The 19917-nt window shown below is 67.1% G+C and carries 22 protein-coding genes; 12 read left to right on the top strand and 10 right to left on the bottom strand.

The window, feature by feature from the left end; genetic code table 11:
• Positions 1–11: 11 nt before the first annotated feature.
• Genes gatB through BXU08_RS01345 form a run of 5 tightly spaced genes read right to left on the bottom strand, consistent with a single transcriptional unit; the run spans position 12 to position 5250 of the window.
• Complete coding sequence (gene gatB, locus BXU08_RS01360; RefSeq protein ID WP_077507992.1) at positions 12–1517, bottom strand: Asp-tRNA(Asn)/Glu-tRNA(Gln) amidotransferase subunit GatB; 1506 nt, start codon at positions 1515–1517, stop codon at positions 12–14.
• Positions 1510–1662, bottom strand: a complete 153-nt coding sequence (locus BXU08_RS19700; protein ID WP_171982378.1) for a hypothetical protein — start codon at positions 1660–1662, stop codon at positions 1510–1512. Before BXU08_RS19700 ends, gatB begins: the two co-directional genes overlap by 8 nt.
• Before the next feature lies 1 nt (position 1663).
• Positions 1664–3163, bottom strand: a complete 1500-nt coding sequence (gatA, locus tag BXU08_RS01355; protein ID WP_077507989.1) for an Asp-tRNA(Asn)/Glu-tRNA(Gln) amidotransferase subunit GatA — start codon at positions 3161–3163, stop codon at positions 1664–1666.
• Entirely contained in the window at positions 3160–3447 is a 288-nt protein-coding gene (gatC, locus tag BXU08_RS01350) for an Asp-tRNA(Asn)/Glu-tRNA(Gln) amidotransferase subunit GatC (protein WP_077507986.1), read from the bottom strand. Before gatC ends, gatA begins: the two co-directional genes overlap by 4 nt.
• Before the next feature lie 42 nt (positions 3448–3489).
• Positions 3490–5250, bottom strand: a complete 1761-nt coding sequence (locus BXU08_RS01345; RefSeq protein WP_077507984.1) for a DUF4153 domain-containing protein — start codon at positions 5248–5250, stop codon at positions 3490–3492.
• Positions 5251–5390: 140 nt separating this feature from the next.
• Here BXU08_RS01345 and BXU08_RS01340 point away from each other — a divergent pair, with 140 nt between their 5' ends.
• The 6 genes from BXU08_RS01340 to BXU08_RS01315 all read left to right on the top strand — a co-directional run bounded on the left by BXU08_RS01340 (position 5391) and on the right by BXU08_RS01315 (position 10117).
• On the top strand, positions 5391–6494 hold the full coding sequence (locus BXU08_RS01340; RefSeq protein WP_077511872.1) for a DUF3089 domain-containing protein: 1104 nt from the start codon (positions 5391–5393) through the stop codon (positions 6492–6494).
• Complete coding sequence (ruvX, locus tag BXU08_RS01335; RefSeq protein WP_077507981.1) at positions 6491–6952, top strand: Holliday junction resolvase RuvX; 462 nt, start codon at positions 6491–6493, stop codon at positions 6950–6952. Before BXU08_RS01340 ends, ruvX begins: the two co-directional genes overlap by 4 nt.
• Before the next feature lie 77 nt (positions 6953–7029).
• Positions 7030–7533, top strand: coding sequence for a hypothetical protein (locus tag BXU08_RS01330; RefSeq protein WP_077507978.1), 504 nt, complete (start codon positions 7030–7032; stop codon positions 7531–7533).
• Positions 7526–7858: a hypothetical protein gene (locus BXU08_RS01325; protein ID WP_077507975.1), complete on the top strand. Its 333-nt coding sequence runs from the start codon at positions 7526–7528 to the stop codon at positions 7856–7858. Before BXU08_RS01330 ends, BXU08_RS01325 begins: the two co-directional genes overlap by 8 nt.
• Positions 7859–7910: 52 nt before the next feature.
• Positions 7911–8900, top strand: coding sequence for an aspartate carbamoyltransferase catalytic subunit (locus BXU08_RS01320; protein WP_077507972.1), 990 nt, complete (start codon positions 7911–7913; stop codon positions 8898–8900).
• Positions 8897–10117 carry a dihydroorotase family protein gene (locus BXU08_RS01315; RefSeq protein ID WP_077507970.1) on the top strand — a complete coding sequence of 407 codons (1221 nt, stop codon included), beginning with the start codon at positions 8897–8899 and terminating at the stop codon, positions 10115–10117. The genes BXU08_RS01320 and BXU08_RS01315 overlap by 4 nt, the downstream gene beginning before the upstream one ends.
• 16 nt (positions 10118–10133) lie before the next feature.
• Here BXU08_RS01315 and BXU08_RS01310 read toward each other — a convergent pair whose 3' ends face one another.
• The 4 genes from BXU08_RS01310 to BXU08_RS01295 all read right to left on the bottom strand — a co-directional run bounded on the left by BXU08_RS01310 (position 10134) and on the right by BXU08_RS01295 (position 13343).
• On the bottom strand, positions 10134–10472 hold the full coding sequence (locus BXU08_RS01310) for a hypothetical protein (RefSeq protein WP_077507967.1): 339 nt from the start codon (positions 10470–10472) through the stop codon (positions 10134–10136).
• A 140-nt stretch (positions 10473–10612) separates the two neighbouring features.
• On the bottom strand, positions 10613–11998 hold the full coding sequence (locus BXU08_RS01305; protein WP_077511870.1) for an SPOR domain-containing protein: 1386 nt from the start codon (positions 11996–11998) through the stop codon (positions 10613–10615).
• 11 nt (positions 11999–12009) lie between these two features.
• Positions 12010–12618: a hypothetical protein gene (locus BXU08_RS01300; RefSeq protein WP_077507964.1), complete on the bottom strand. Its 609-nt coding sequence runs from the start codon at positions 12616–12618 to the stop codon at positions 12010–12012.
• Positions 12619–12629: 11 nt separating this feature from the next.
• Positions 12630–13343: a ParA family protein gene (locus BXU08_RS01295; RefSeq protein ID WP_077507961.1), complete on the bottom strand. Its 714-nt coding sequence runs from the start codon at positions 13341–13343 to the stop codon at positions 12630–12632.
• A 178-nt stretch (positions 13344–13521) separates the two neighbouring features.
• Here BXU08_RS01295 and BXU08_RS01290 point away from each other — a divergent pair, with 178 nt between their 5' ends.
• The 4 genes from BXU08_RS01290 to BXU08_RS01275 all read left to right on the top strand — a co-directional run bounded on the left by BXU08_RS01290 (position 13522) and on the right by BXU08_RS01275 (position 16252).
• Positions 13522–14475, top strand: a complete 954-nt coding sequence (locus BXU08_RS01290) for an SPOR domain-containing protein (protein WP_253190465.1) — start codon at positions 13522–13524, stop codon at positions 14473–14475.
• A gap of 79 nt (positions 14476–14554) precedes the next feature.
• Entirely contained in the window at positions 14555–15349 is a 795-nt protein-coding gene (locus BXU08_RS01285; RefSeq protein ID WP_077507955.1) for a MipA/OmpV family protein, read from the top strand.
• An 18-nt stretch (positions 15350–15367) separates the two neighbouring features.
• On the top strand, positions 15368–15802 hold the full coding sequence (locus BXU08_RS01280; RefSeq protein ID WP_077507952.1) for a VOC family protein: 435 nt from the start codon (positions 15368–15370) through the stop codon (positions 15800–15802).
• A 48-nt stretch (positions 15803–15850) separates the two neighbouring features.
• Complete coding sequence (locus BXU08_RS01275) at positions 15851–16252, top strand: hypothetical protein (protein WP_077507949.1); 402 nt, start codon at positions 15851–15853, stop codon at positions 16250–16252.
• Between the two features lie 4 nt (positions 16253–16256).
• Here BXU08_RS01275 and serB read toward each other — a convergent pair whose 3' ends face one another.
• Entirely contained in the window at positions 16257–17171 is a 915-nt protein-coding gene (gene serB, locus BXU08_RS01270; RefSeq protein ID WP_077507946.1) for a phosphoserine phosphatase SerB, read from the bottom strand.
• On the opposite strand from serB, the gene miaA reads away from it, so the two are divergent.
• Both miaA and BXU08_RS01260 read left to right on the top strand, forming a co-directional pair.
• The gene (gene miaA / locus BXU08_RS01265) at positions 17164–18090 is read left to right on the top strand and encodes a tRNA (adenosine(37)-N6)-dimethylallyltransferase MiaA (RefSeq protein ID WP_150125371.1); all 927 of its coding nucleotides are present in this window, start codon (positions 17164–17166) and stop codon (positions 18088–18090) included. The genes serB and miaA overlap by 8 nt on opposite strands.
• A 57-nt stretch (positions 18091–18147) precedes the next feature.
• Positions 18148–19914, top strand: coding sequence for an acetolactate synthase 3 large subunit (locus BXU08_RS01260; protein WP_290439635.1), 1767 nt, complete (start codon positions 18148–18150; stop codon positions 19912–19914).
• Positions 19915–19917 lie beyond the last annotated feature (3 nt).

Genomic DNA, 19917 nt, shown 5'->3' with positions numbered 1-19917 from the left:
ACGTATCGCCCTCAGCCCGCCAGCGCCTTCCTGAGCAGCTCGTTGACCACCGCGGGGTTGGCCTTGCCCGCCATCGCCTTCATCGTCTGGCCAACGAAGAAGCCGAACAGCGCTTCCTTGCCGCCGCGATATTGCTCGAGCTGGCCGGGGTTCTTCGCCAGCACCTCGGCGATCACTGCCTCGATCGCGCCGGTGTCGCTAGTCTGCTTGAGCCCGCGCTCCTCGACGATCTTGCCCGCCGGGTCGCCGGTCTCCAGCATGATCTCGAACACCTGCTTGGCGAGCGGCCCCGATAGCGTGCCGTCGGCGGCGAGCGCGAGCAGCTCGGCGCCCTGCTCCGGGCTGACCGGGCTGGTGTCCAGATCCTTGCCGAGCCGGTTCAGCGCACCGAACAGGTCCGAGATCAGCCAGTTGGCCGCGGCGCGCGCGACTTCCTGCTCGCCCTTCTTCTGGACGCGCGCACTCTCGGCGACCAGCGCCTCGAACCAGCGCGCAGCATCGGCATCGGCAGTGAGCACCGCGGCGTTGTACGCGGTCAGCCCCAGCTCGCTCTCATAGCGGCGGCGCTTGGCGTCGGGCAGCTCGGGCAGGCTCGCCCGGCACGCGTCGAGGAACGCGTCGTCGAGTTCGAGCGGGAGCAGATCGGGATCGGGGAAGTAGCGGTAATCGTGCGCGTCTTCCTTCGAGCGCATCGAGCGCGTCTCGCCGCGATCGGGATCGAACAGCCGGGTTTCCTGGACGATCTTGCCGCCGCTCTCGAGCACTTCGACCTGGCGCCGCGCCTCGATCTCCACCGTCTGCATGACGAAGCGGACCGAGTTGACGTTCTTGGTCTCGGTGCGCGTGCCGAATTCCTCACCGGGCTTGCGCACCGAGACGTTGACGTCGGCGCGCATCGAGCCCTGGTCCATATTGCCGTCGCACGACCCGACATAGCGCAGGATCGAGCGCAGCTTGGCAAGGTACGCGCCAGCCTCTGCAGGCGAGCGCATGTCGGGCTTGGACACGATCTCCATCAGCGCGACGCCGGCGCGATTGAGATCGACGTACGAACGCGTCGGATGCTGGTCGTGCATCAGCTTGCCGGCGTCCTGCTCGATATGGATGCGCTCGATCCCGATCGTCTTGGTGAACGCCTCGGGATCCTTCTCGTCGAGGCTGACTTCGATCTGCCCCTCGCCGACGATCGGGTGGAAGAGCTGGCTGATCTGATAGCCCTGCGGAAGATCGGCGTAGAAGTAATTCTTCCGGTCGAACCGCGAATATTTGTTGATCACCGCGCCGATCGCCATGCCGGTGCGCACTGCCTGGCGAACGCACTCCTTGTTGAGCGTCGGCAGCATGCCCGGCATCGCCGCGTCGATCAGCGACACCTGGCTGTTGGGCTCGGCGCCGAATTCGGTCGCGGCGCCGGAGAACAGCTTGGCGTTGGAGGTGACCTGGGCATGGACTTCGAGGCCGATAACGACCTCCCATTCGCCGGTGTCACCCTGGATGCGGTAGCTTGTCTCAGCCATAGTCAATCAGTCCGTTTCGCTTTGCGCGCGTTTTCTTCCGCGCCCTGGCTGACTTTCTTTTGCTACGCTCCTTCCAGAGATCATAGCAGAGCCAGCCGAAGAATTCGCCGATCGCGCTCACCACGAACTCGATCAGCAACCCCATATTACCACCAGCTCTCCGGCCGTGCCGTAAACCCGGCGCGCTGCTCGATCGCCAGCCCGGCGTTGAGCACGCCCTGCTCGTCGAGCGGCTTGCCGATGATCTGGAGACCCAGCGGCAGCCCGCCCTTGTCGAGCCCGCCCGGCACCGACATCGCCGGCAGGCCCGCAAGCGAGCTCGGCACGGTGAACACGTCGTTGAGATACATCGCCAGCGGATCGGCCGACTTCTCGCCCAGCGCAAACGCTGCGCTCGGCGCGGTCGGGGTCAGCAGCAGGTCGCAATAGGCCCAGGCATTCTCGAAATCGCGCGCGATCAAGGTCCGGACCTTCTGCGCCTGAGTATAATAGGCGTCGTAGAAGCCCGCCGAGAGCACGTATGTCCCGATCAGGATGCGGCGCTTGACCTCGTCGCCGAAGCCGGCGGCGCGGGTGGCGGCATACATGTCCTGGAGGTTCTGGCCCTCGGCCAGCTCGCGCAGCCCGTACCGCACGCCGTCATAGCGCGCGAGGTTGGACGAGGCTTCGGCCGGCGCGATGATGTAATAGGCCGGCAGCGCGTATTTGGTGTGCGGAAGCGACACTTCGACGATCTCGGCGCCGGCATCCTTGAGCCAGTCGATGCCCTGCTGCCACAGCGCCTCGATCTCGGCGGGCATGCCGTCGACACGATATTCCTTGGGAATGCCGATCTTCTTGCCGTGGAGGCTACCGGAGAGATTGTCCTCCCATTTGGGCACCGGCAGATCGAGCGAAGTCGAATCCTTGGGATCGAAGCCGGCCATGTTCTCGAGCAGGATCGCGCAGTCCTGGACAGAGCGTGCCATCGGCCCAGCCTGGTCGAGCGACGAGGCGAAGGCGACCACGCCCCAGCGCGAGCAGCGGCCATAGGTCGGCTTGATGCCCGAGATGCCGGTGAACGCCGCGGGCTGGCGGATCGAGCCGCCGGTGTCGGTGCCGGTGGCACCGGGCACCAGCCGCGCCGCGATCGCCGCCGAGCTGCCGCCCGACGAGCCGCCGGGCGCGAGCGGAGCGTTGTCGCCGCCGCCGCGCCGCCACGGCGAGATCACGTTGCCGAAATAGCTGGTCTCGTTCGACGAGCCCATCGCGAACTGATCGAGGTTGAGCTTGCCGAGCATGCCCGCGCCGGCGCCCCACAGCCGGCCGGAAACCGTCGATTCATAGACGGGCTTGAAGCCTTCTAGGATGTGGCTCGCCGCGGTGGTCTGGACGCCCTTGGTGGCGAACAGGTCCTTCATGCCGATCGGCACGCCGGCCAGCGGCTTGAGCGTCTCGCCCGCCGCGCGTGCGGCATCGGCTTCCTTGGCCGCGGCGATGGCGTGGTCGGGGGTCTCGACGATGAACGCGTTGAGCGCCTTCGCCTTGCTCACCTTGACGACGAACGCATCGGCCACTTCGCGCGCCGAGAACGTGCCCAGCCGGATGCCGTCGCGCAGCTGCGCGATGCCGAGATCGGTGACGTCCGAAGAATTGGGGGGGCTCATTCGACCACCTTCGGCACGGTGAAGAAGCCGTGCTCGCCCTGCGGCGCGTTCTGGAGGACGGCGTCGCGCTGGCCGCCTTCGGTGACCACGTCCTCGCGCAGGCGCAGCGTGTTGGGGATGACCGCAGTCATCGGATCGACATTCGCAGTGTCGACCTCGCCCAATTGCTCGATCCAGCCGAGGATGTTGTTGAGCTCTGGCGCAAGGCGCTCGGCATCGGCATCGCTGATTGCGATCCGGGCGAGGCTGGCCACCTTCTTCACGGTTGCAGTGTCTACGGACATGAAGGCGCGGCTAGCATCCGCGCCCCTGCCCTTCAAGCGCTGCTATTCGAACGGCTCGCCCACCGGCACCCCGCCGACGAAGATCTGGCGCCGCGGAAGCGTGCGAACTTCGATTGCGCCGGCCGCATAGCCGGTGTGGAGCGCGCCCGTATCGACGGGCTTGCGTTCCAGCGCATGTGACGGCTTCCACTCGGCGCCGACCAGCACGAAGCGCGACGCATCGCCGCAGGTATAGAAACGGCTCGATGCCTCTCCCGCCTCGGGCTTCGGATAGCAGCTTTCCTGGAGCAGGAATGCCTCATGCGAGTCGCGCATCAACAGGCTGCAGCGCGCCTTGTAGCTGCACATGCCCTGCCGCGCGATCGCGTCGCGGAGCCCTTCCGGCATCACGGTACCCTGCGGCAGCATGCGGACGTTTGCCGCGACTTCGCGCCGGCTCTTGTCGAGCTGATCGCCTTGCTCGACGTCCCACCGCCCCTTGGCCTTCGCCACTTCGGTCGCCTTTGCCCGAACAACCGCATTTGCCGAACCCTGCAGCTTCTTGAGCGCTGCGCGACCAGGCGCGCCGAAATCGAATGCCAGCGCGCGCCAGTCGAACTGCTCGGGGGTCACCTTGCCCGATTCGAGTCGCGAAACCTGATCGCGCGTCGAGATCGCGTTGAAGCTCACCACCGGCGTCGCGAGCACCAGCGCGACGCCGCACACCGTGAACGCCAGCGCGAGGTTCATCGGACGCACCCGCGCCGCCCAATCGCGCCGTCCGCGTACCAATGCCACCAGATAAGCCGCGCCCCACAGGCAGGCGAGCGCGACGAACACGATCGCCCAGAGCCGTTCGGGGGTGAAGCCATATTGGCCGGTGCGCAGCGAGATCGCGATCGTGGCAAGCACCGCCAGCGGCAGCATCACCGCCGCCAGCCCCATCGCGCCATAGCGCAGCAGCGGGAAGCGCCGCTCCTGCCCCGGCGCATTGCCGATCACGGCGTTGGCGAGGATCAGCGCGCCGACCACGCAGCACAGCAGGATCGGCGTAGTCGATTTGGTCGCGTCCCACAGCGCATTCAGCCCGGTAAAAGGCAGCGCCAGCACGAACAGCACCAACCCGACTGCGAGCACCGGCGCGAGCACTGCCAGCACCATCGCCACCACGCGCTGGAGCAGCCTCACCACCCCGTCATGCTCGCGCAGCAGCCCCAAAGCCGCGCCGAAGGCGAGCCCGATCAGCGCGCGCCAGAACCAGTTCTTCTCGAGCAGCTCCTTGAGGAAATCGAGCTTGATCAGGTCGAACAGCATGGCGAGCAGCCAGGCCAGCGCGAAGACGATCGCCACGAACACCCAGCATGCCACCCACAGCACGACATTGGTCCAGGCATGGTCGTGCACCGATTCGTACGGGAAGCGCCGCGCACCCTCGTCGCGCGCGGCCTGGAACAAGGGCGCCGCGATCGCCACCGCGAGCAACAGGCTCACCGTCCGCCAGCCTTCGCCGACGCTCCAATCCTCCGGCGAGCCGTTCCACGCGACGACGAGCGCGCCGACCAGCGCGAGCACCAGCGAGAAGATCAGCGATGCCCACCACAGCCGCCGCTCCAGCGTGAAGCCGATCAGCCCCGCCGCCAGCGTGATTCCGGTCAGCGCCGCGGCCTCCAGCGTCGAAAGATTGCCGCCATAGCCATTGCCGAGGATGAGATGCACCAGCAGCCCCGCCGCGAGCCCGATCGCGCCGAGGATCAGCGGGCGCGCCAGCCAATCCGGCGTTTCCCGTGCGGCGTCCCGCGGCGCGGCGTCCTGCGAAGTATCCATGCTTCCCCCTGATTGTCGGACGGCAGCATCTCCGCACCAACCTCCGGCGTCAACGCAGTTGCATCCGCTACAAGCGTGCGCCACGGGAAGGCGATAGCATCGCCGCCGGCTTATGCTGTATCGCACAACGGAGAGTGCGCTTGGCCCGGAAGTTCCTCTACCTGATCGCCGTCCTGATCGTGCTCGCGCTCGCCGCTGCCTTTGCCTATCGCTTCTATGGCGTGCAGCTGATGCGCCAGTTCATGGTCCCTGGCGGCGAGGTGGTGGCGCTGCCGCCGCCCGATCGCGCCGCCTATGCCCGCGCCGACATGTGGATCGCGCGGCCCGACAAGCCGGGCAACCCCGCGCTATGGACACCCGCGGGCTTCAAGGCGGCCGAGAAACCCCGGGCCGCGGTGTTCTTCATCCACCCGACGTCGTTCCTCGATACGCACAGCTGGAACGCCCCGCTCGACAATGAAGATGCCAACACCCGCGCGGCGCTATTCCTGCGCGGCCAGGCCAGCGCGTTCAATTCGGTCGGCGAGATCTGGGCGCCGCGCTACCGCCAGGCGACCTTCGGCGCGTTCCTGACCAGCAAGGCCAGCGCGCAGCAGGCGCTCGACTTCGCCTATCGCGATGTCCTTGCCGCCTTCGACGCGTTCGTCGCGCAAGCCGGCGACCGCCCGATCTTCCTCGCCGGACACAGCCAGGGCGCGCTGCATCTGTCGCGCCTGCTCGTCGATCGCGTCGCGGGCAAGCCCATCGCGAAGCGCATCGTCGCTGCCTATGTCGTCGGCTGGCCGGTCTCGGTCACCGCCGATCTGCCGAAGATGGGCCTGCCCGTCTGCACCGCGCCCGACCAGGCCGGCTGCATCCTTTCGTGGCAAAGCTTTTCCGAACCCGCCGATCCGGCGCTGATCGTCGATACGTTCGACGCCACCACCGGCTTCACCGGCCAGCCGCGGGCCGGCACGCCGATGGTCTGCACCAACCCGATCTCCGGCAAGCCCGACGATTCGGCGCCTGCGCTGGCCAATCTCGGCACGCTGATCCCCGACGTGAATTTCCAGTCGGCGCAGATGGTCACCGGCCGCGTCCCCGCACATTGCGAAGGCCGCGGCTTCCTGACGATCGGCAACGATCCGCCCGATTTCGGCCAGTATGTCCTGCCCGGCAACAACTATCACGTCTTCGACTACAGCCTGTTCTGGGCGAACGTCCGCCGGGACGCCGAGCGCCGGCTGGCGGCGTACAAGCAGTGATCACCACCGCCACTCCCGATTTCCGCGCCGCGCTCCCTGCCGGCGGGCGCCTGCTCGGGCTCGACGTGGGCACCAAGACGATCGGCACGGCGCTGTGCGATGCCGGCTGGAGCTTCGCCTCCCCCGCCACATTGGTTCGCCGCAGCAAGTTCACCAAGGACAAGGCCACCCTCGCCGAGCTGATCGCGAAGCAGCAGGTGAAGGGGCTGGTGGTCGGGCTGCCGCTCAACCTCGACGGCACCGATAGCCCGCGCACCCAATCGACTCGCGCCTTCGCCCGCAACCTCGACGACATGGGCTTGCCGACCCTGTTGTGGGACGAGCGCTGGTCGACCGTCGCCGTCGAGCGCACGCTGATCGAACAGGATTTCAGCCGCGCCCGCCGGGCCGAGATGATCGACAACATGGCCGCCGCGCATATCCTCCAGGCGGCGATCGACGCGCTGGTCAACGCCTGACCTTTGCGTAGATATGGGCGCGACGCCGCCCCGTCCGGCTGCTATCGTTGCTCCCTTGTTCGGGGGGGTAGTGCGAGATGACGGAGCGGATATTGCGCCTGACGTCGATCAGACGCTGGCTGGCGCTGCTGGCAGCCACGCTTGTTCTTGCCGCCTGCACGCCGATCATCGCGGGCTACAGCCTCCAGGCCTATACCAACGCTACCCAGCTCAAGGCAGAGACGCTGGCGCTGATCGCCATTTCCGGCGAGCCCTGGGCCGATCACGCCGCCGAGGCGCGCGCGCTCCAGACCAGGCTCGACGGCGCCTATGAATTCTCCGCCGGCACTGCCTATAACCAGGAAGCGACGGCGATGTGGGCGATCATCCGCGACCGTTCACAAGACGCGCTGCTCGGCAGCTTCTTCGTGCGCTGGAGCAAGGGCCCGACCGGCGAAGCCTATCGGACCCGCAAGCTCCGCCGCATCCGGCTGGCGTTCGACCGGCTGATCTGCCTGGAAGCCAACAAGAAGGAAAAGACCGCCTGCCCGGCAATGAATCCGGATGCCGCGGACGCCGCGACGGAGACAGGCAATGAGTAAGTTCGAGGCGTTTCTGGAAGCGGTCCTCACCGGCGCCGCCGATCTCGCGCGCGAAACGCTGGGCGACGTGCCGCAGCAGGCGCTGGACGATACCAGCGAGTTTCTCGACTTCGCCAAGGGCGAACTCAAGGGCATGACCCGCGAGCTGGAGAGCGGCGAACTCTCGCTCGACGAATTCGCCGAACTCGCCCGCGACCTGGAGCATCTGGCGAAGCTCGTCGCGCTGGGCGACCTTGGCATCCTCAAGACAAAGCTCGAGCGTTTCCGCGCCGGGCTGATCGACCTCGTCGTCAACAGCGCGCGAACGATCTTCCTGCCCGGTTGAGGCGGCGGCGCGGCTTGCCTGTTGCGCCGGCCGCGTCTAACCCGCCCCTTTAATGCAAGCTTCCGATCACAGCCCCGCGGCGCAGCTTCCCGGCCGCGCCGCCTTCCCGCACCGGCACCTGACCGGCATCGCCGGCCTCCAGCCGCACGAGATCGTCTTCCTGCTCGACGAGGCCGAGCAATGGGTCGAGGCGAACCGTACCCGCGCGAAGAGCGACAAAAGGCTCGAAGGCCTCACTCAGATCAACGCGTTCTTCGAGAATTCGACTCGGACTTTGCTGTCGTTCGAGATTGCCGGCAAGCGGCTCGGCGCCGATGTCGTCAACATGCACGCCGCCCAATCGAGCGTGAAGAAGGGCGAGACACTGATCGATACCGCGGTGACGCTCAATGCGATGCGCGCCGACGTGATCGTCATCCGCCACATGAGTTCGGGCGCAGTCGACCTGATCGCGCAGAAGGTCGATTGCCCGGTGCTCAACGCCGGCGACGGCTGGCACGAGCATCCCACGCAAGCGCTGCTCGACGCACTGACCATCCGCCGCCGCCGGGGCAGCGTTGCCGGGCAGCGCGTGGTGATCTGCGGCGACATCCTCCACAGCCGCGTCGCGCGCTCGAACATGCTGGCGCTGACCGCGCTCGCCGCCGAGGTCCGCGTCGTCGCGCCCTCGACCTTGATGCCCGCGGCGATCGAGCGGATGTACGTCCAGCCCTATACCGATTTCGACGCCGCGCTTGAAGGTGCCGACGTCGTGATGATGCTGCGCGTCCAGAACGAGCGGATGGCGGGCGGCTACATCCCTTCCACCCGCGAATTCCACATGCGCTACGGGCTCACGCCGGAGCGGCTGGCGCGCGCCAAGCCCGACGCGCTGGTGATGCATCCGGGGCCGATGAACCGCGGCGTCGAGATCGAATCGAGCGTCGCCGATCACCCGACGCGCAGCGCGATCACCGAGCAGGTGGAAATGGGCGTGGCGGTCCGCATGGCCTGTCTCGACGTGCTTACGCGCGCCGAGCGCGGCGTGGAGGGCTGGGCATGAAGAGGGCGTTCCTGAACGCGCAGCTGGTCTGCCCGGTCGCCGGCTGCAGCACCGGCGGACTGCTGGTCGAAGGCGACACGATCGCCGCGGTGGGCAGTTTCGAAGTGCCCGGCGACGCGCAGGTCGTCGATCTCGCCGGCAAGACGCTTGCCCCGGCGCTCATCGATCTCGGCGTGTTCGCCGTCGACAAGCCTGCCTGCCGCGCCGGCGGGATCGCGCGCGTCGGGCTGATGCCCGATCAGTCGCCGGTGCTCGACGATCCCGGCATCGTCCGCCGCGCCGCATTGTCGGGCAAGCCGGCGCTGTGGGTCCATCCGCTCGCCGCCGCGACGCGAGGCCTCGACGGCCAGGACCTGGGCGAGATGGCGATCAACACCTCCGCCGGCGCGCGCGCCGTCGCCACCGGCCGGCGCTGGATCGCGTCGTCGTCGACGATGCGCAAGGTGCTCGCCTATGCCCGCGATTGCGGCGTAGCAGTGGTCACCCATGCCGAGGATGGCGGACTGACCGACGGCGCTGTCGCGACCGAAGGCGAAACCGCGACGCGCCACGGCCTTCCCGCCGCCCCCGCCATCGCCGAAGCGCTGGCGGTCGGGCGCGACCTGATGCTCGCCGAGGAAACCGGCGCGCGCATCCATTTTCGCCAGGTCACCACCGCCGCGGCGTTCGACCTGATCCGCGCCGCCAGGCGCCGCGGCGTGCACGTCACCTGCGGCATCACGCCGGCGCACCTGCTGCTGTCCGACATCGCGATGAGCGATTTCCGCACCTTTGCCCATCTCTCCCCGCCGCTGCGCGGCGAAGGCGACCGTCAGGCGTCGCTGGCGGCAGTCAAGGACGGTACGATCGACGTGATCGCATCGGGCCATGATCCGCGCGGTCCCGAGGCGAAGCGCCTGCCCTTCAGCGATTCGGAACCCGGCATGTCGGGCGCCGAGACGCTGCTGGCACTGTCGCTCGGGCTGGTCCGCGACGGAGTGATCCCGATCGAGCGGCTGTTCGCGCTGCTCGCCGCCAATCCGGCCAAGATCCTCGGGCTGCAGACCGGCACGCTGGCCCCGGGCGCACCCGCCGACCTGATCGTGCTCGATCCCGGCGCGCCATGGCAGATCGAAGCCGAACGCATGGCGGCACGCGCCGGCAATACGCCGTTCGATCGCCTGCCGGTGCAAGGCAAGGTGCTCGCGCTCTACAAGGGGGGAACACCGGTCGAGTAGGACCGGCGCCCGGGCATTACCGGGTTGCGCGGCCGGGGAAATTCGATTTGGCCGCGCTCGAACCAAAGGTGCTTGTCCGATAATAGCCGGAGGCGGCCAGATAGGGCTGCCCCGCGCCTCGCTTGGACTTCGCCGCATACTGATATTTGGCGGGCATCCGCACCTTGGCGAGCGTCTTCTGCCATTGCGCGCCGGTCATGCAGATCTCGCCGCCGATCTTGTTCCCGGCCTTATCGCGCTTGGGCGCACACACGGTTCGTTGCTGATCCGCCGGCGACAGCGCCGTCTGGGCATATGCGGCCGCAGGGAGCGCAAGGGCGGCGGCGCAAGCGGCGGCAAGGGACAGACGAAGCATGTCAACTACTCCCCAAGATCGCGAAGAATCGAAGCTAAAGGCGCAAAGATGAACCGCAGATTACGCGTGCGCCCGTGACGCACAACGAAAAAGGCCGGAGCAATTGCCCCGGCCTTTCCCGTGACGAAATCTGTCGTAGTTCAGCGCGCGGCGACTTGGGTGCGCCCGCCGCTCTTGACCCATGCGGCGACGGCATCGCCGGCCTGGACGCGCACGAAGCATGCGCTGCCGCTGGCGCGAACCTGGCGGCACAGCGACGTCGCGTCGTCGCGGGTGTAGCCGCCGACCGACAGGCGATAGAAATTGCTGCCGCGGCTGGAGAATTGCATGCCCTGCGGAGTCTCGCCGCGAAGCGCGGAAACCTGGCGGGTATAGCGTGCCCAGCCATCGCGTGCGACGTCGGCATTGTCATACGCGCCGAGCTGGACATAGTAATTGCCGGGCTTTGCCTTCGCGGCAGCGGCCGGAACCGGCGCAACAGCGGCGGTTACCTTGGCAACGCGAACCGCTGGCTTGGCAGCGGGTGCGCGGACTGCCTGCGGGGCAGCACGGAACTGCTGGACCATTTCCGCGCGCGGGCCGAACACGATCTGCGGCCCGGTGCCGGCAACCTGCTGCGGCTCGGGCTGCGCTTCGGGCGCGGACACGGGTGCCGAAGCAACTTCGACGCCGGCCTCGGCGGCGACCTGCGCGGCCCCCTGGGGCACGCCGGGCATATAGGCATCGACCGGATCGGCGAGCGGCGCGGGAGCGACCGCCGCAACGGCGACGCCCGGCTGCTGGTTCAGCGCCAGCGCGATCGGCTGTCCGCCGTCCTGCACGGCTTGCACGTTGAGCAGCGAAGCGACCTGGTCATAGGCATTGGCCGGGCGCGCGAACTGCGCCCACTGGGTGAGCCGCGCCTGGAGCTGGTCGGGCGACACGTCCATCGACGCGACCTGGCCGGCTTCCTTCCAGCGCCCGGCGAGCGCAAAGCTCAGCGCGAGGTTCTGGCGGGTCTTGGCGGTTGCCGTCGCTTCGCGCGCGGCGGGGCCGAGAATATCGATCGCCGTCACCGGATCGCCGGCCAGCGCGAAGGCGAGCCCGCGATCGCTGGCGGGGATCGTCGCGGCATTGGCCTGCAGCGTCGAGCGTGCGCCGGCCCAGTCGCCATTGGCGACCTTGGCGAGCGCGAGGTTCAGCGCCACGCGGCCGTCCTGCGGATCCAGCGTCAGCGAGTCGTTCAGTGCCTGCGCCGCCGAAGTGAAGCGGCCCGACAGCAGATAGGCCTGGCCCAGCAGCGCGCGATAGCCGGCGTTGGTGGGATCGTTCGCCACTGCCGCCTCGGCATGCTGCACGGCTTCGCCGGCCTTGCGCTTGGCGATCGCCTTGGTCGCGGCCTTGGCTTCCGACGCGGCCTTCTTGGCGTTGACGCCCGAAGTCGCAAAGGCAGCGCTGGAAAAGCCCTGCGTCGCGACGCCGGTCACCGCCACACCGCCCAGAACGAGCGCCGATAGGCCGAACTTGATCATCTTGCGGCTATTCATGGTCTTGTCCTTCACCGACGGTCCTGTGCGGGGTCGATCTGGCTGGCGAGTGCGTCGATGCCCTCGAGTGTTTCCAGGAACTGGTCGAGCGCCTGGGTGACGAGTTGCTGCGCCGAGCGGCAAGTGATCGCCGATGCGAGGCGAAGCTTGAGATGGCGCTCCTGGTCGAGGCGCAGCGTGAACGCGGCCTTGGCCTTCTTGGCGACGACTTCGCGCACGACCTTGGCGAGCGTGGCTTCGGGCACCGCCGGCGCGTGCTTGAGCACAGGCTCGCGCTTCATCTTGCGCGCGGGAACCAGCACTTCCGGCTCGGGCTCGAATTCAACGGGAAGCTCGGCTTCGGGCTCGAATTCGGGCTGCGGCGCGGGCGCGGCAAGCTGCTCGTCCAGCGCCTCGATCTGGCGCAGGACTTCGGGCTTGGGCGCTTCGAAGCTGTGCTCGGCCGGTGCGGCATAGGGCGCGGGACGGAAGTCCTCGCCCATGTCGTTCCAGCCGAGATCTTCCTGCCCGCCGGTGTTCATCTGCAGGAAGCCCTGCGGACGCATTGCCGGACGCGCCTGGCCCTTGCGGGCAAGCAGGCTGGAGGAGAGCGAAGCAGTGGGTTTTGGGTTGCCGAACATCGCGACCTCCCTCAGCCGACCACGCGGCGGCCGAAGCCACCTGCGCGCGGTGCCTGGCCGAACTGGCTCGGCTGCGTCGGTGCCGCGAATACGGTACGGCGGAAATTCTTTTCGAGCCGGTCGTGGATATAGGCCCAGAGCCCGGCGACCTCACCGGCGGACTTGCCGCGCGGATCGGTTTCCATGACCGTGCGGCCATCGATCATCGACGAGGCGAAATCGGTACGGTGATGCAGCGTGATCGGCGCGACGGTGCCGTGCTGCGACAACGCGACTGCGGCTTCCGACGTGATCCGCGCCTTGGGCGTCGCGGCGTTGACCACGAAGATCAGCGGCTTGCCGGCGCGCTCGCACAGATCGACCGTGGCGCCGACGGCACGCAGATCGTGCGGCGAAGGACGCGTCGGGATGACGATCAGCTCGGCGACCTGGATCACGCTCTGGATCGCCATGGTGATGGCGGGGGGCGTGTCGATCACCGCCATGCGGAAGCCCTGCTGGCGCAGGACCTCGAGATCCGCCTGGAGCCGCGCGACCGTGGTCTGCGCGAACGCCGGATACTCGGTGTCGCGCTCGTTCCACCAGTCGGAGAGCGAACCCTGAGGGTCGATATCGATGAGAACGACGGGTCCGTGACCAGCCAGCTGTGCCTGCACCGCTAGGTGACCGGACAGCGTGGTCTTTCCAGAACCACCCTTCTGCGATGCCATCGCTAGAACGCGCATGAACCCCCTCGGAAACTCGATAAGTGCAGGCTTCCAGATGGCATAAGGGTAGATAAGAAGGGGTTAACGCGTTCGCCGGAGGACGCATTTTGGTTTCCGGGGAAGTAAGGATATGTTTGCCAGACCGGTGGTACGTGGCATTCGGATGTATCTCGCGAGGCGACGGAGCGTGTTCGGAATGAAGTCTTTGTGGATGGCCGGTCTGGCGAGTGCGCTGCTCGTGGCGCCCGCGTCTGCGCAGCGCGCGCCGGTCGCGGCGCAGGAAGACCCGGTCAAGGCCGGAGTCGACGCCTATGATCGTGGCGATTATCGCACCGCAGTCGAGAAATGGCGTCCCGAGGCCAATCGCGGCAATGCCGACGCGCAGTTCAACATGGGCCAGGCCTATAAGCTCGGCCGCGGCGTCCCTGCCGATTCCAAGCAAGCCGAAGCCTGGTATCGCAAGGCAGTGCTCCAGGGCCACGAACAGGCCGAGGGCTATTACGGCGTCACCCTGTTCGAGAACGGCAAGCGGTCCGAAGCGGTGCAGTGGCTCCAGCGCGCGGTCAGCCGCGACGATGCCCGTGCGCAATATATCCTCGGCATCATGCTGTTCAACGCCGACGGCGTACAGAAGGACTGGGTCCGCGCCTATGCGCTGATGGTCCGTTCGTCCGTGACCGGGCTCGACCCGGCGATCAAGGCGCGCGCGCAGATGGACCAGTTCATGCCGCTCGACGACCGTCAGAAGGGCCTCGCGCTCTCGCGTAAATACGAAGAGGAATTCAGTCGCGGCGGCAGGCCGCTCCCGCCGGTCGAAGTTGCGGAGGTCAATCGCCCCGTCCCGGTCGAAACGCGCCCTGCGCCGCCCGCCGTCAACCGCCCTGCTCCTCGGCCGGTTCAGTCCGCGCCCCAGCCCGCCCCGGCGGCACCCGCACGCGACGGCGGCTGGCGCGTCCAGCTCGGCGCGTTCGGCGACGCGAACAATGCCCGCAAGCTGTGGAGCCAGGTCGGCGGACGCTTCCCGGGCCGCCAGCCTTATTACGTCAAGGCAGGCGCGCTGACCAAGCTGCTGGTCGGCCCCTATGCCTCGCGCGCCACCGCGGCTTCTGCATGCGGCAGCGTCAAGCCGTGCGTGCCCGTCACCCGCTGAAATAGAGGCTTTTGGGCACCTTCAGCAATAAATCACTTCGCATGCGCAACAAAAGTCGAAAAGGCGCGTTTCGCGCCACATGATCAAAGCGCTCCTGGCTGCCGCCACCCTCCCCGCCCTCCTCCTCGCCACCGGCGCCTCCGCACAGGAGGAAAGCCCCGCCAAGGAGCCCCGCCGCTTCCGTGTCGCGCTGGGACCCCAGCTGCTGCCCAAATATCCCGGTTCCGAGGACCTGCTGATCGCACCCTTGTGGGACATCTCGCTGAGCCGCGGCGACACCCCGTTCGAATTCGAATCGGCCGACCAGAACGCCGACCTCACGGTGGTCGAGACCGGCGGTTTCTCGTTCGGTCCGGCCTTCGCGTTCGAAGGCAGCCGCCGCCGCAACGAGACCGATTTGCCGGTCGACGAAGTCGGCGTCTCGATCGAGGCCGGCGGCTTCGTCCAGGCATGGCTCGGTTCCTCGATCCGCGCGCGGGGCGAACTGCGCAAGGGCGTTTCCGGGCACAAGGCGCTGGTCGGCAATGTCAGCGTCGATTACGTCGCGCGCGACGGCGACAAATGGCTGTTCTCGCTCGGCCCGCGCATCTCGCTGTCGGACCGCAAATACCAGGAAGCCTATTTCGGCGTGAACGCAGCGGCGAGCGCGCGCACCGGCTTGACGCCCTATGCGCCCAGCGGTGGCCTGCATGCCGTGGGCGCTGCCGCGACGACGCTGTTCCAGTTCGACAAGAGCTGGGGCGTATATGGCTACGCCAAATATGACCGCCTCGTCTCGGATGCGGCGGATTCGCCGATCGTCCGCGCGATCGGTTCGCGCAACCAGCTTTCGGGCGGCGTCGCGCTGACCTTCACCTTTGGCGGCAACCGATAGGAAGACGGGAGCGGCACCATGGAAGCGCAGGAACTGCATCGCGGACGGCTGATCGATCATATCCAGCTCGTCGTTCGCGACCTTCCGGCAAGCCAGCGTTTCTATGAGGCCGTGTTCGACGTGCTCGGCGTCCCGATGGGCGGGATTGCCGAGGATTATTTCTGGGCCGACGAGCTGTTCGTCTCCACCGCCGACAGCCAGGCCGCGCAGGGCAAGCTGACCGGTCGCCACCACCTCGCCTTCCAGGCCAGGGGCCGCGGCGCAGTCGAGGCCTTCCACCGCGCCGGCATTGCCGCGGGCGGCAGCGACAATGGCGCGCCGGGCGAGCGGCCCTATCATCCGGGCTATTACGCCGCCTTCCTGCTCGATCCCGACGGCAACAATATCGAAGCCGTCTTCCACGGCCCGCACGAACGCAGCAGCGACTCGGTCAAGATCTCGTTCGAAAGCTGATCGATGCACGTCAGCGCAGGTTCAGGCAGACTGTGCTAGGGCACGCGCATGGCTAGTCTCATCAAAACGCTTCTCGTCGCCGCAAGCGTGATCGCGGCACCCGCCCTCGCCGCGCCGCGCGACACCCCCGAGGTCAAGCTGCAGAAGCTGCTCGCCGGCCGCGTCGCGGGCGAACCGGTGAGTTGCATCAGCCTTCCGCCCGGCAATTCCAGCCAGGTGATCGAAGGCAAGGCGATCGTCTACCGCGTCGGCTCCAGGCTCTATGTCAACACGCCGCGCTCGGGCGCCGAGTCGCTCAACGACGACGATATCCTGGTGGTGAAGATGACCGGCTCGCAGCTGTGCAGCATCGACACGATCAATCTCGTCGATCGCACGAGCGGCTTCCCGCGTGGCTTCGTGATCCTGGGCAAGTTCGTGCCCTATACGCGCGTCAAGCCGGCCCAGTAGCACCTCAGCCGTCGATCCATTCCGATCGGGCGATGCCCTGCGCATAGAGCAGGGCGGTCAGGTCGCCATGGTCGATCCGCGCGCCGGCCGCGGCCGCGACGATCGGCTTGGCGTGGTACGCCACGCCCAGCCCGGCCTGGCGGATCATCGCGAGGTCGTTCGCACCGTCGCCCACGGCCATGGACGCCTCGGCAGGCAGGCCCAGTTCGGCAAGCGCGCCCAGCAGCGTCGTCTCCTTGGTCGCGCTGTCGACGATCGGCTTGGTTACGGTGCCGGTGAGCCGCGCCTGGCCAATCTCGAGCACGTTTGCGATCACCCGATCGAAGCCGATCTCCGCACCCACCGGCTCGGCAAATCGCGTGAATCCGCCCGACACGAGGATCGTCGTCGCGCCGCGCGCCTTCATCGTCCGCACCAGCGTCTTCGCGCCCGGCATCAGCTTCACGCGCTCGGCCAGGCAGCGATCGATCGCACTTTCCTCGAGATCCTTGAGCAGCGCGACTCGCGCATCGAGCGCCGCGCCGAAATCGAGCTCGCCGCGCATCGCCCGCTCGGTGACTTCGGCGATCTGCGCCTTGATCCCGGCATAGTCGGCGAGTTCGTCGATGCATTCGACGGTGATCATCGTCGAATCCATGTCGGCGACGAGCAGCTTCTTCTCGCGTCCCTCGGCAGGTTGAATGACTATATCATAGCCCTGGAACATGTCGTCCAGCCACATATGACCTGCGGCTACGCCGTCGTTACGGGACACCGCACCGTCGAAATCCGGATCGCCGTCATAGAAGATATCGCATGCGGTCCCCTCCTCCAGCCACTTCGCCGTCGGCACTTGGCCGTTGAACCGCAGCAGCTCGCACGCATGCTGAATGTCTTCTTCTTTTAGCCGGCCGGCAGCTATGAATGTAGCAATGAACAAGGGTCACCTCCCGAAGGTCGCGCTCATCGCAGGGCCGACCGCGAGCGGCAAGTCCGCGCTCGCGCTGGCGTTGGCCGAAAAGCATCGCGGCACCGTGATCAATGCCGATTCGATGCAGGTCTATGCCGATCTGCGCATCCTCACCGCGCGTCCCACCGTGGACGAAGAATCGCGCGTCCCCCACCGCCTGTTCGGCCATATCGACGGCGCCGACTCCTATTCGGCCGCGCGCTGGGCGGCCGAAGCGCGCGCCGCGATCACCGAGGCGCAGCAGGACAGCCGCCTGCCCATCCTCGTCGGCGGGACCGGCCTGTACCTGCGCACGCTGCTGGAAGGCATCGCGCCGGTGCCCGAGATCGATCCCGACATCCGCCAGCAAGTCCGCGCACTGCCGGTCGCGCAGGCGCATGCCCTGCTCGCCGATGCGGACCCGGAAGCCGCCGCCCGGCTCGGCCCCGGCGACACCAGCCGCGTCTCGCGCGCACTCGAGGTGGTGCGCTCGACCGGCAAGCCCCTCGCCCATTGGCAGACGCGCCGGCTGGGCGGGATCGCGGATGAGATCCACCTCGCCCCCATCCTCCTGCTTCCCGACCGCGACTGGCTGGGCGAGCGCATCGATCGCCGCTTCGCCGACATGCTCGATCAGGGCCGCGCCGAGGCGACCGCGCTGCTCGCCCGCACCGATATTCCAGCCGACGCGCCGGTGCTCCGCGCGATCGGTGTGCCCGAACTGCGCGGATTGTTTGCGGGCGAGACCGATGTCGTGCAGGCTGCTACCGCAGGCGCGCTCGCCACGCGGCAATATGCCAAACGGCAGTACACCTGGTTCCGCCGGCAGACGCCGGAGGACTGGGAGCGCGTGAGCGAGACAGAAAAAAACGTTCGAATGACTAGAATTGAAACTAAATTACATCTATAACGCTTGACGAGCCATTTTCTTGCCACTAGCAGCGCCCTCCGGCGGTGCGATGGCGCATTGCAGCAAAAGGAGGCCCACGTGACCGAGAAGAGCGGAGCAGACATCCTGATCGAGGCGTTGAGCGACCTCGGTGTGGAGGTCATCTTCGGCTATCCTGGCGGCGCGGTGCTTCCGATTTACGATGCGATCTTCAAGCAGGATCGAATTAAACACATTCTCGTCCGGCATGAGCAGGCGGCGACGCATGCCGCCGAAGGCTATGCCCGCTCGACCGGCAAGCCCGGTGTCGTGCTCGTCACCTCGGGGCCCGGCGCGACCAACGCCGTCACCGGGATCACCGACGCGCTGATGGATTCGATCCCGATGGTCGTCATCACCGGCCAGGTTCCCACCGCCCTGATCGGCACCGACGCGTTCCAGGAAGCCGATACCGTCGGCATCACGCGGCACTGCACCAAGCATAATTACCTGGTGAAGGCGCCCGAGACGCTTGGCAGCATCATCCATGAGGCGTTCCACATCGCCACGTCGGGCCGCCCCGGTCCGGTGGTCGTGGACATCCCCAAGGACGTCCAGGTCGCGACGGCACGCTACGAAGCGCCCGGCCCGATCCAGCACAAGACCTATCGCCCGCAGACCCAGCCCGACGCGGCGAAGATCCAGGAAGCGGTCGACATGCTCGCCGCGGCCGAGCGCCCGATCTTCTATACCGGCGGCGGGATCATCAATTCGGGTCCCGAGGCGTCCAGGCTCCTGCGCGAGCTTGCGGCGATGACGGGCGCGCCGGTCACTTCGACGCTGATGGGGCTCGGCGCCCTGCCCGCTTCGTCGGACCAGTGGCTCGGCATGCTCGGCATGCACGGCACCTACGAAGCCAATTGGGCGATGAACAAGGCCGATCTGATCATCGCCTTCGGCGCGCGTTTCGACGATCGCGTCACCGGCCGGCTCGATGCGTTCGCGCCGCATGCGCGGAAGGTCCATATCGATATCGACCGGTCGAGCGTGAACAAGAATGTCCGCGTCGACCTGCCGATCATCGGCGATGTCGGCATCGCGCTGCGCGAAATGATCGATTGCTGGAACGCGCGTCAGCATCCCCGGCCCGATCTCACCGAATGGTGGGGCCGGATCAACGGCTGGCGCCAGACCCGCTGCCTCGATTTCGAGGACAGGCAGGACGTCATCATGCCGCAGCGCGCAATCCGTGCGCTGTGGGAGGCGACGCATGCCCGCAGTCCGATCATCACCACCGAAGTCGGCCAGCACCAGATGTGGGCTGCCCAGCATTTCGATTTCGAGGAGCCCAACAAGTGGCTCACCAGCGGCGGTCTGGGCACGATGGGCTATGGCCTGCCCGCCGCGATCGGCGCGCAACTCGGCAATCCCGACGCCCTGGTTATCGACATCGCGGGCGAAGCGAGCATCCAGATGAACATCCAGGAGCTTGCGACCGCTACGCAATATCGCCTGCCGGTGAAGATATTCATTCTCAACAATGAATATATGGGGATGGTCCGCCAGTGGCAGGAGCTGACCTATCAGTCGCGCTATTCGGAAAGCTATTCGGATACGCTGCCCGATTTCGTGAAGCTCGGCGAAGCCTATGGCTGGAAGGGCATCCGCATCGACGCGCGCGGCGATCTGGAGGACGGCATCCAGGCGATGCTCGACCATGACGGCCCGGTGATCGTCGATTGCCGCGTCGCGAAGCTCGCCAATTGCTTCCCGATGATCCCGTCGGGCGCCGCCCATACCGAAATGCTGCTCCAGGCCGCCGAAGTTTCCGGCGAAATGGACGACGAAGCCAAGGCACTGGTCTGATCC

The sequence above is a fragment of the Sphingomonas sp. LM7 genome (assembly GCF_002002925.1).
In the GTDB taxonomy this organism is placed as follows: domain Bacteria; phylum Pseudomonadota; class Alphaproteobacteria; order Sphingomonadales; family Sphingomonadaceae; genus Sphingomonas.
Note: the sequence above shows the minus strand (reverse complement) of the source record. Positions and strands in the feature narration are given on the sequence as shown.

Bases quoted from the DNA above. Each gene is read 5' to 3' on its own strand.
- gatB (WP_077507992.1), bottom strand. From the start codon at position 1,517: ATGGCTGAGACAAGCTACCGCATCCAGGGTGACACCGGCGAATGGGAG.
- BXU08_RS19700 (WP_171982378.1), bottom strand. From the start codon at position 1,662: ATGGGGTTGCTGATCGAGTTCGTGGTGAGCGCGATCGGCGAATTCTTC.
- gatA (WP_077507989.1), bottom strand. From the start codon at position 3,163: ATGAGCCCCCCCAATTCTTCGGACGTCACCGATCTCGGCATCGCGCAG.
- gatC (WP_077507986.1), bottom strand. From the start codon at position 3,447: ATGTCCGTAGACACTGCAACCGTGAAGAAGGTGGCCAGCCTCGCCCGG.
- BXU08_RS01345 (WP_077507984.1), bottom strand. From the start codon at position 5,250: ATGGATACTTCGCAGGACGCCGCGCCGCGGGACGCCGCACGGGAAACG.
- BXU08_RS01330 (WP_077507978.1), top strand. From the start codon at position 7,030: ATGACGGAGCGGATATTGCGCCTGACGTCGATCAGACGCTGGCTGGCG.
- BXU08_RS01325 (WP_077507975.1), top strand. From the start codon at position 7,526: ATGAGTAAGTTCGAGGCGTTTCTGGAAGCGGTCCTCACCGGCGCCGCC.
- BXU08_RS01320 (WP_077507972.1), top strand. From the start codon at position 7,911: ATGCAAGCTTCCGATCACAGCCCCGCGGCGCAGCTTCCCGGCCGCGCC.
- BXU08_RS01315 (WP_077507970.1), top strand. From the start codon at position 8,897: ATGAAGAGGGCGTTCCTGAACGCGCAGCTGGTCTGCCCGGTCGCCGGC.
- BXU08_RS01310 (WP_077507967.1), bottom strand. From the start codon at position 10,472: ATGCTTCGTCTGTCCCTTGCCGCCGCTTGCGCCGCCGCCCTTGCGCTC.
- BXU08_RS01305 (WP_077511870.1), bottom strand. From the start codon at position 11,998: ATGAATAGCCGCAAGATGATCAAGTTCGGCCTATCGGCGCTCGTTCTG.
- BXU08_RS01300 (WP_077507964.1), bottom strand. From the start codon at position 12,618: ATGTTCGGCAACCCAAAACCCACTGCTTCGCTCTCCTCCAGCCTGCTT.
- BXU08_RS01295 (WP_077507961.1), bottom strand. From the start codon at position 13,343: ATGCGCGTTCTAGCGATGGCATCGCAGAAGGGTGGTTCTGGAAAGACC.
- BXU08_RS01290 (WP_253190465.1), top strand. From the start codon at position 13,522: ATGAAGTCTTTGTGGATGGCCGGTCTGGCGAGTGCGCTGCTCGTGGCG.
- BXU08_RS01285 (WP_077507955.1), top strand. From the start codon at position 14,555: ATGATCAAAGCGCTCCTGGCTGCCGCCACCCTCCCCGCCCTCCTCCTC.
- BXU08_RS01280 (WP_077507952.1), top strand. From the start codon at position 15,368: ATGGAAGCGCAGGAACTGCATCGCGGACGGCTGATCGATCATATCCAG.
- BXU08_RS01275 (WP_077507949.1), top strand. From the start codon at position 15,851: ATGGCTAGTCTCATCAAAACGCTTCTCGTCGCCGCAAGCGTGATCGCG.
- miaA (WP_150125371.1), top strand. From the start codon at position 17,164: ATGAACAAGGGTCACCTCCCGAAGGTCGCGCTCATCGCAGGGCCGACC.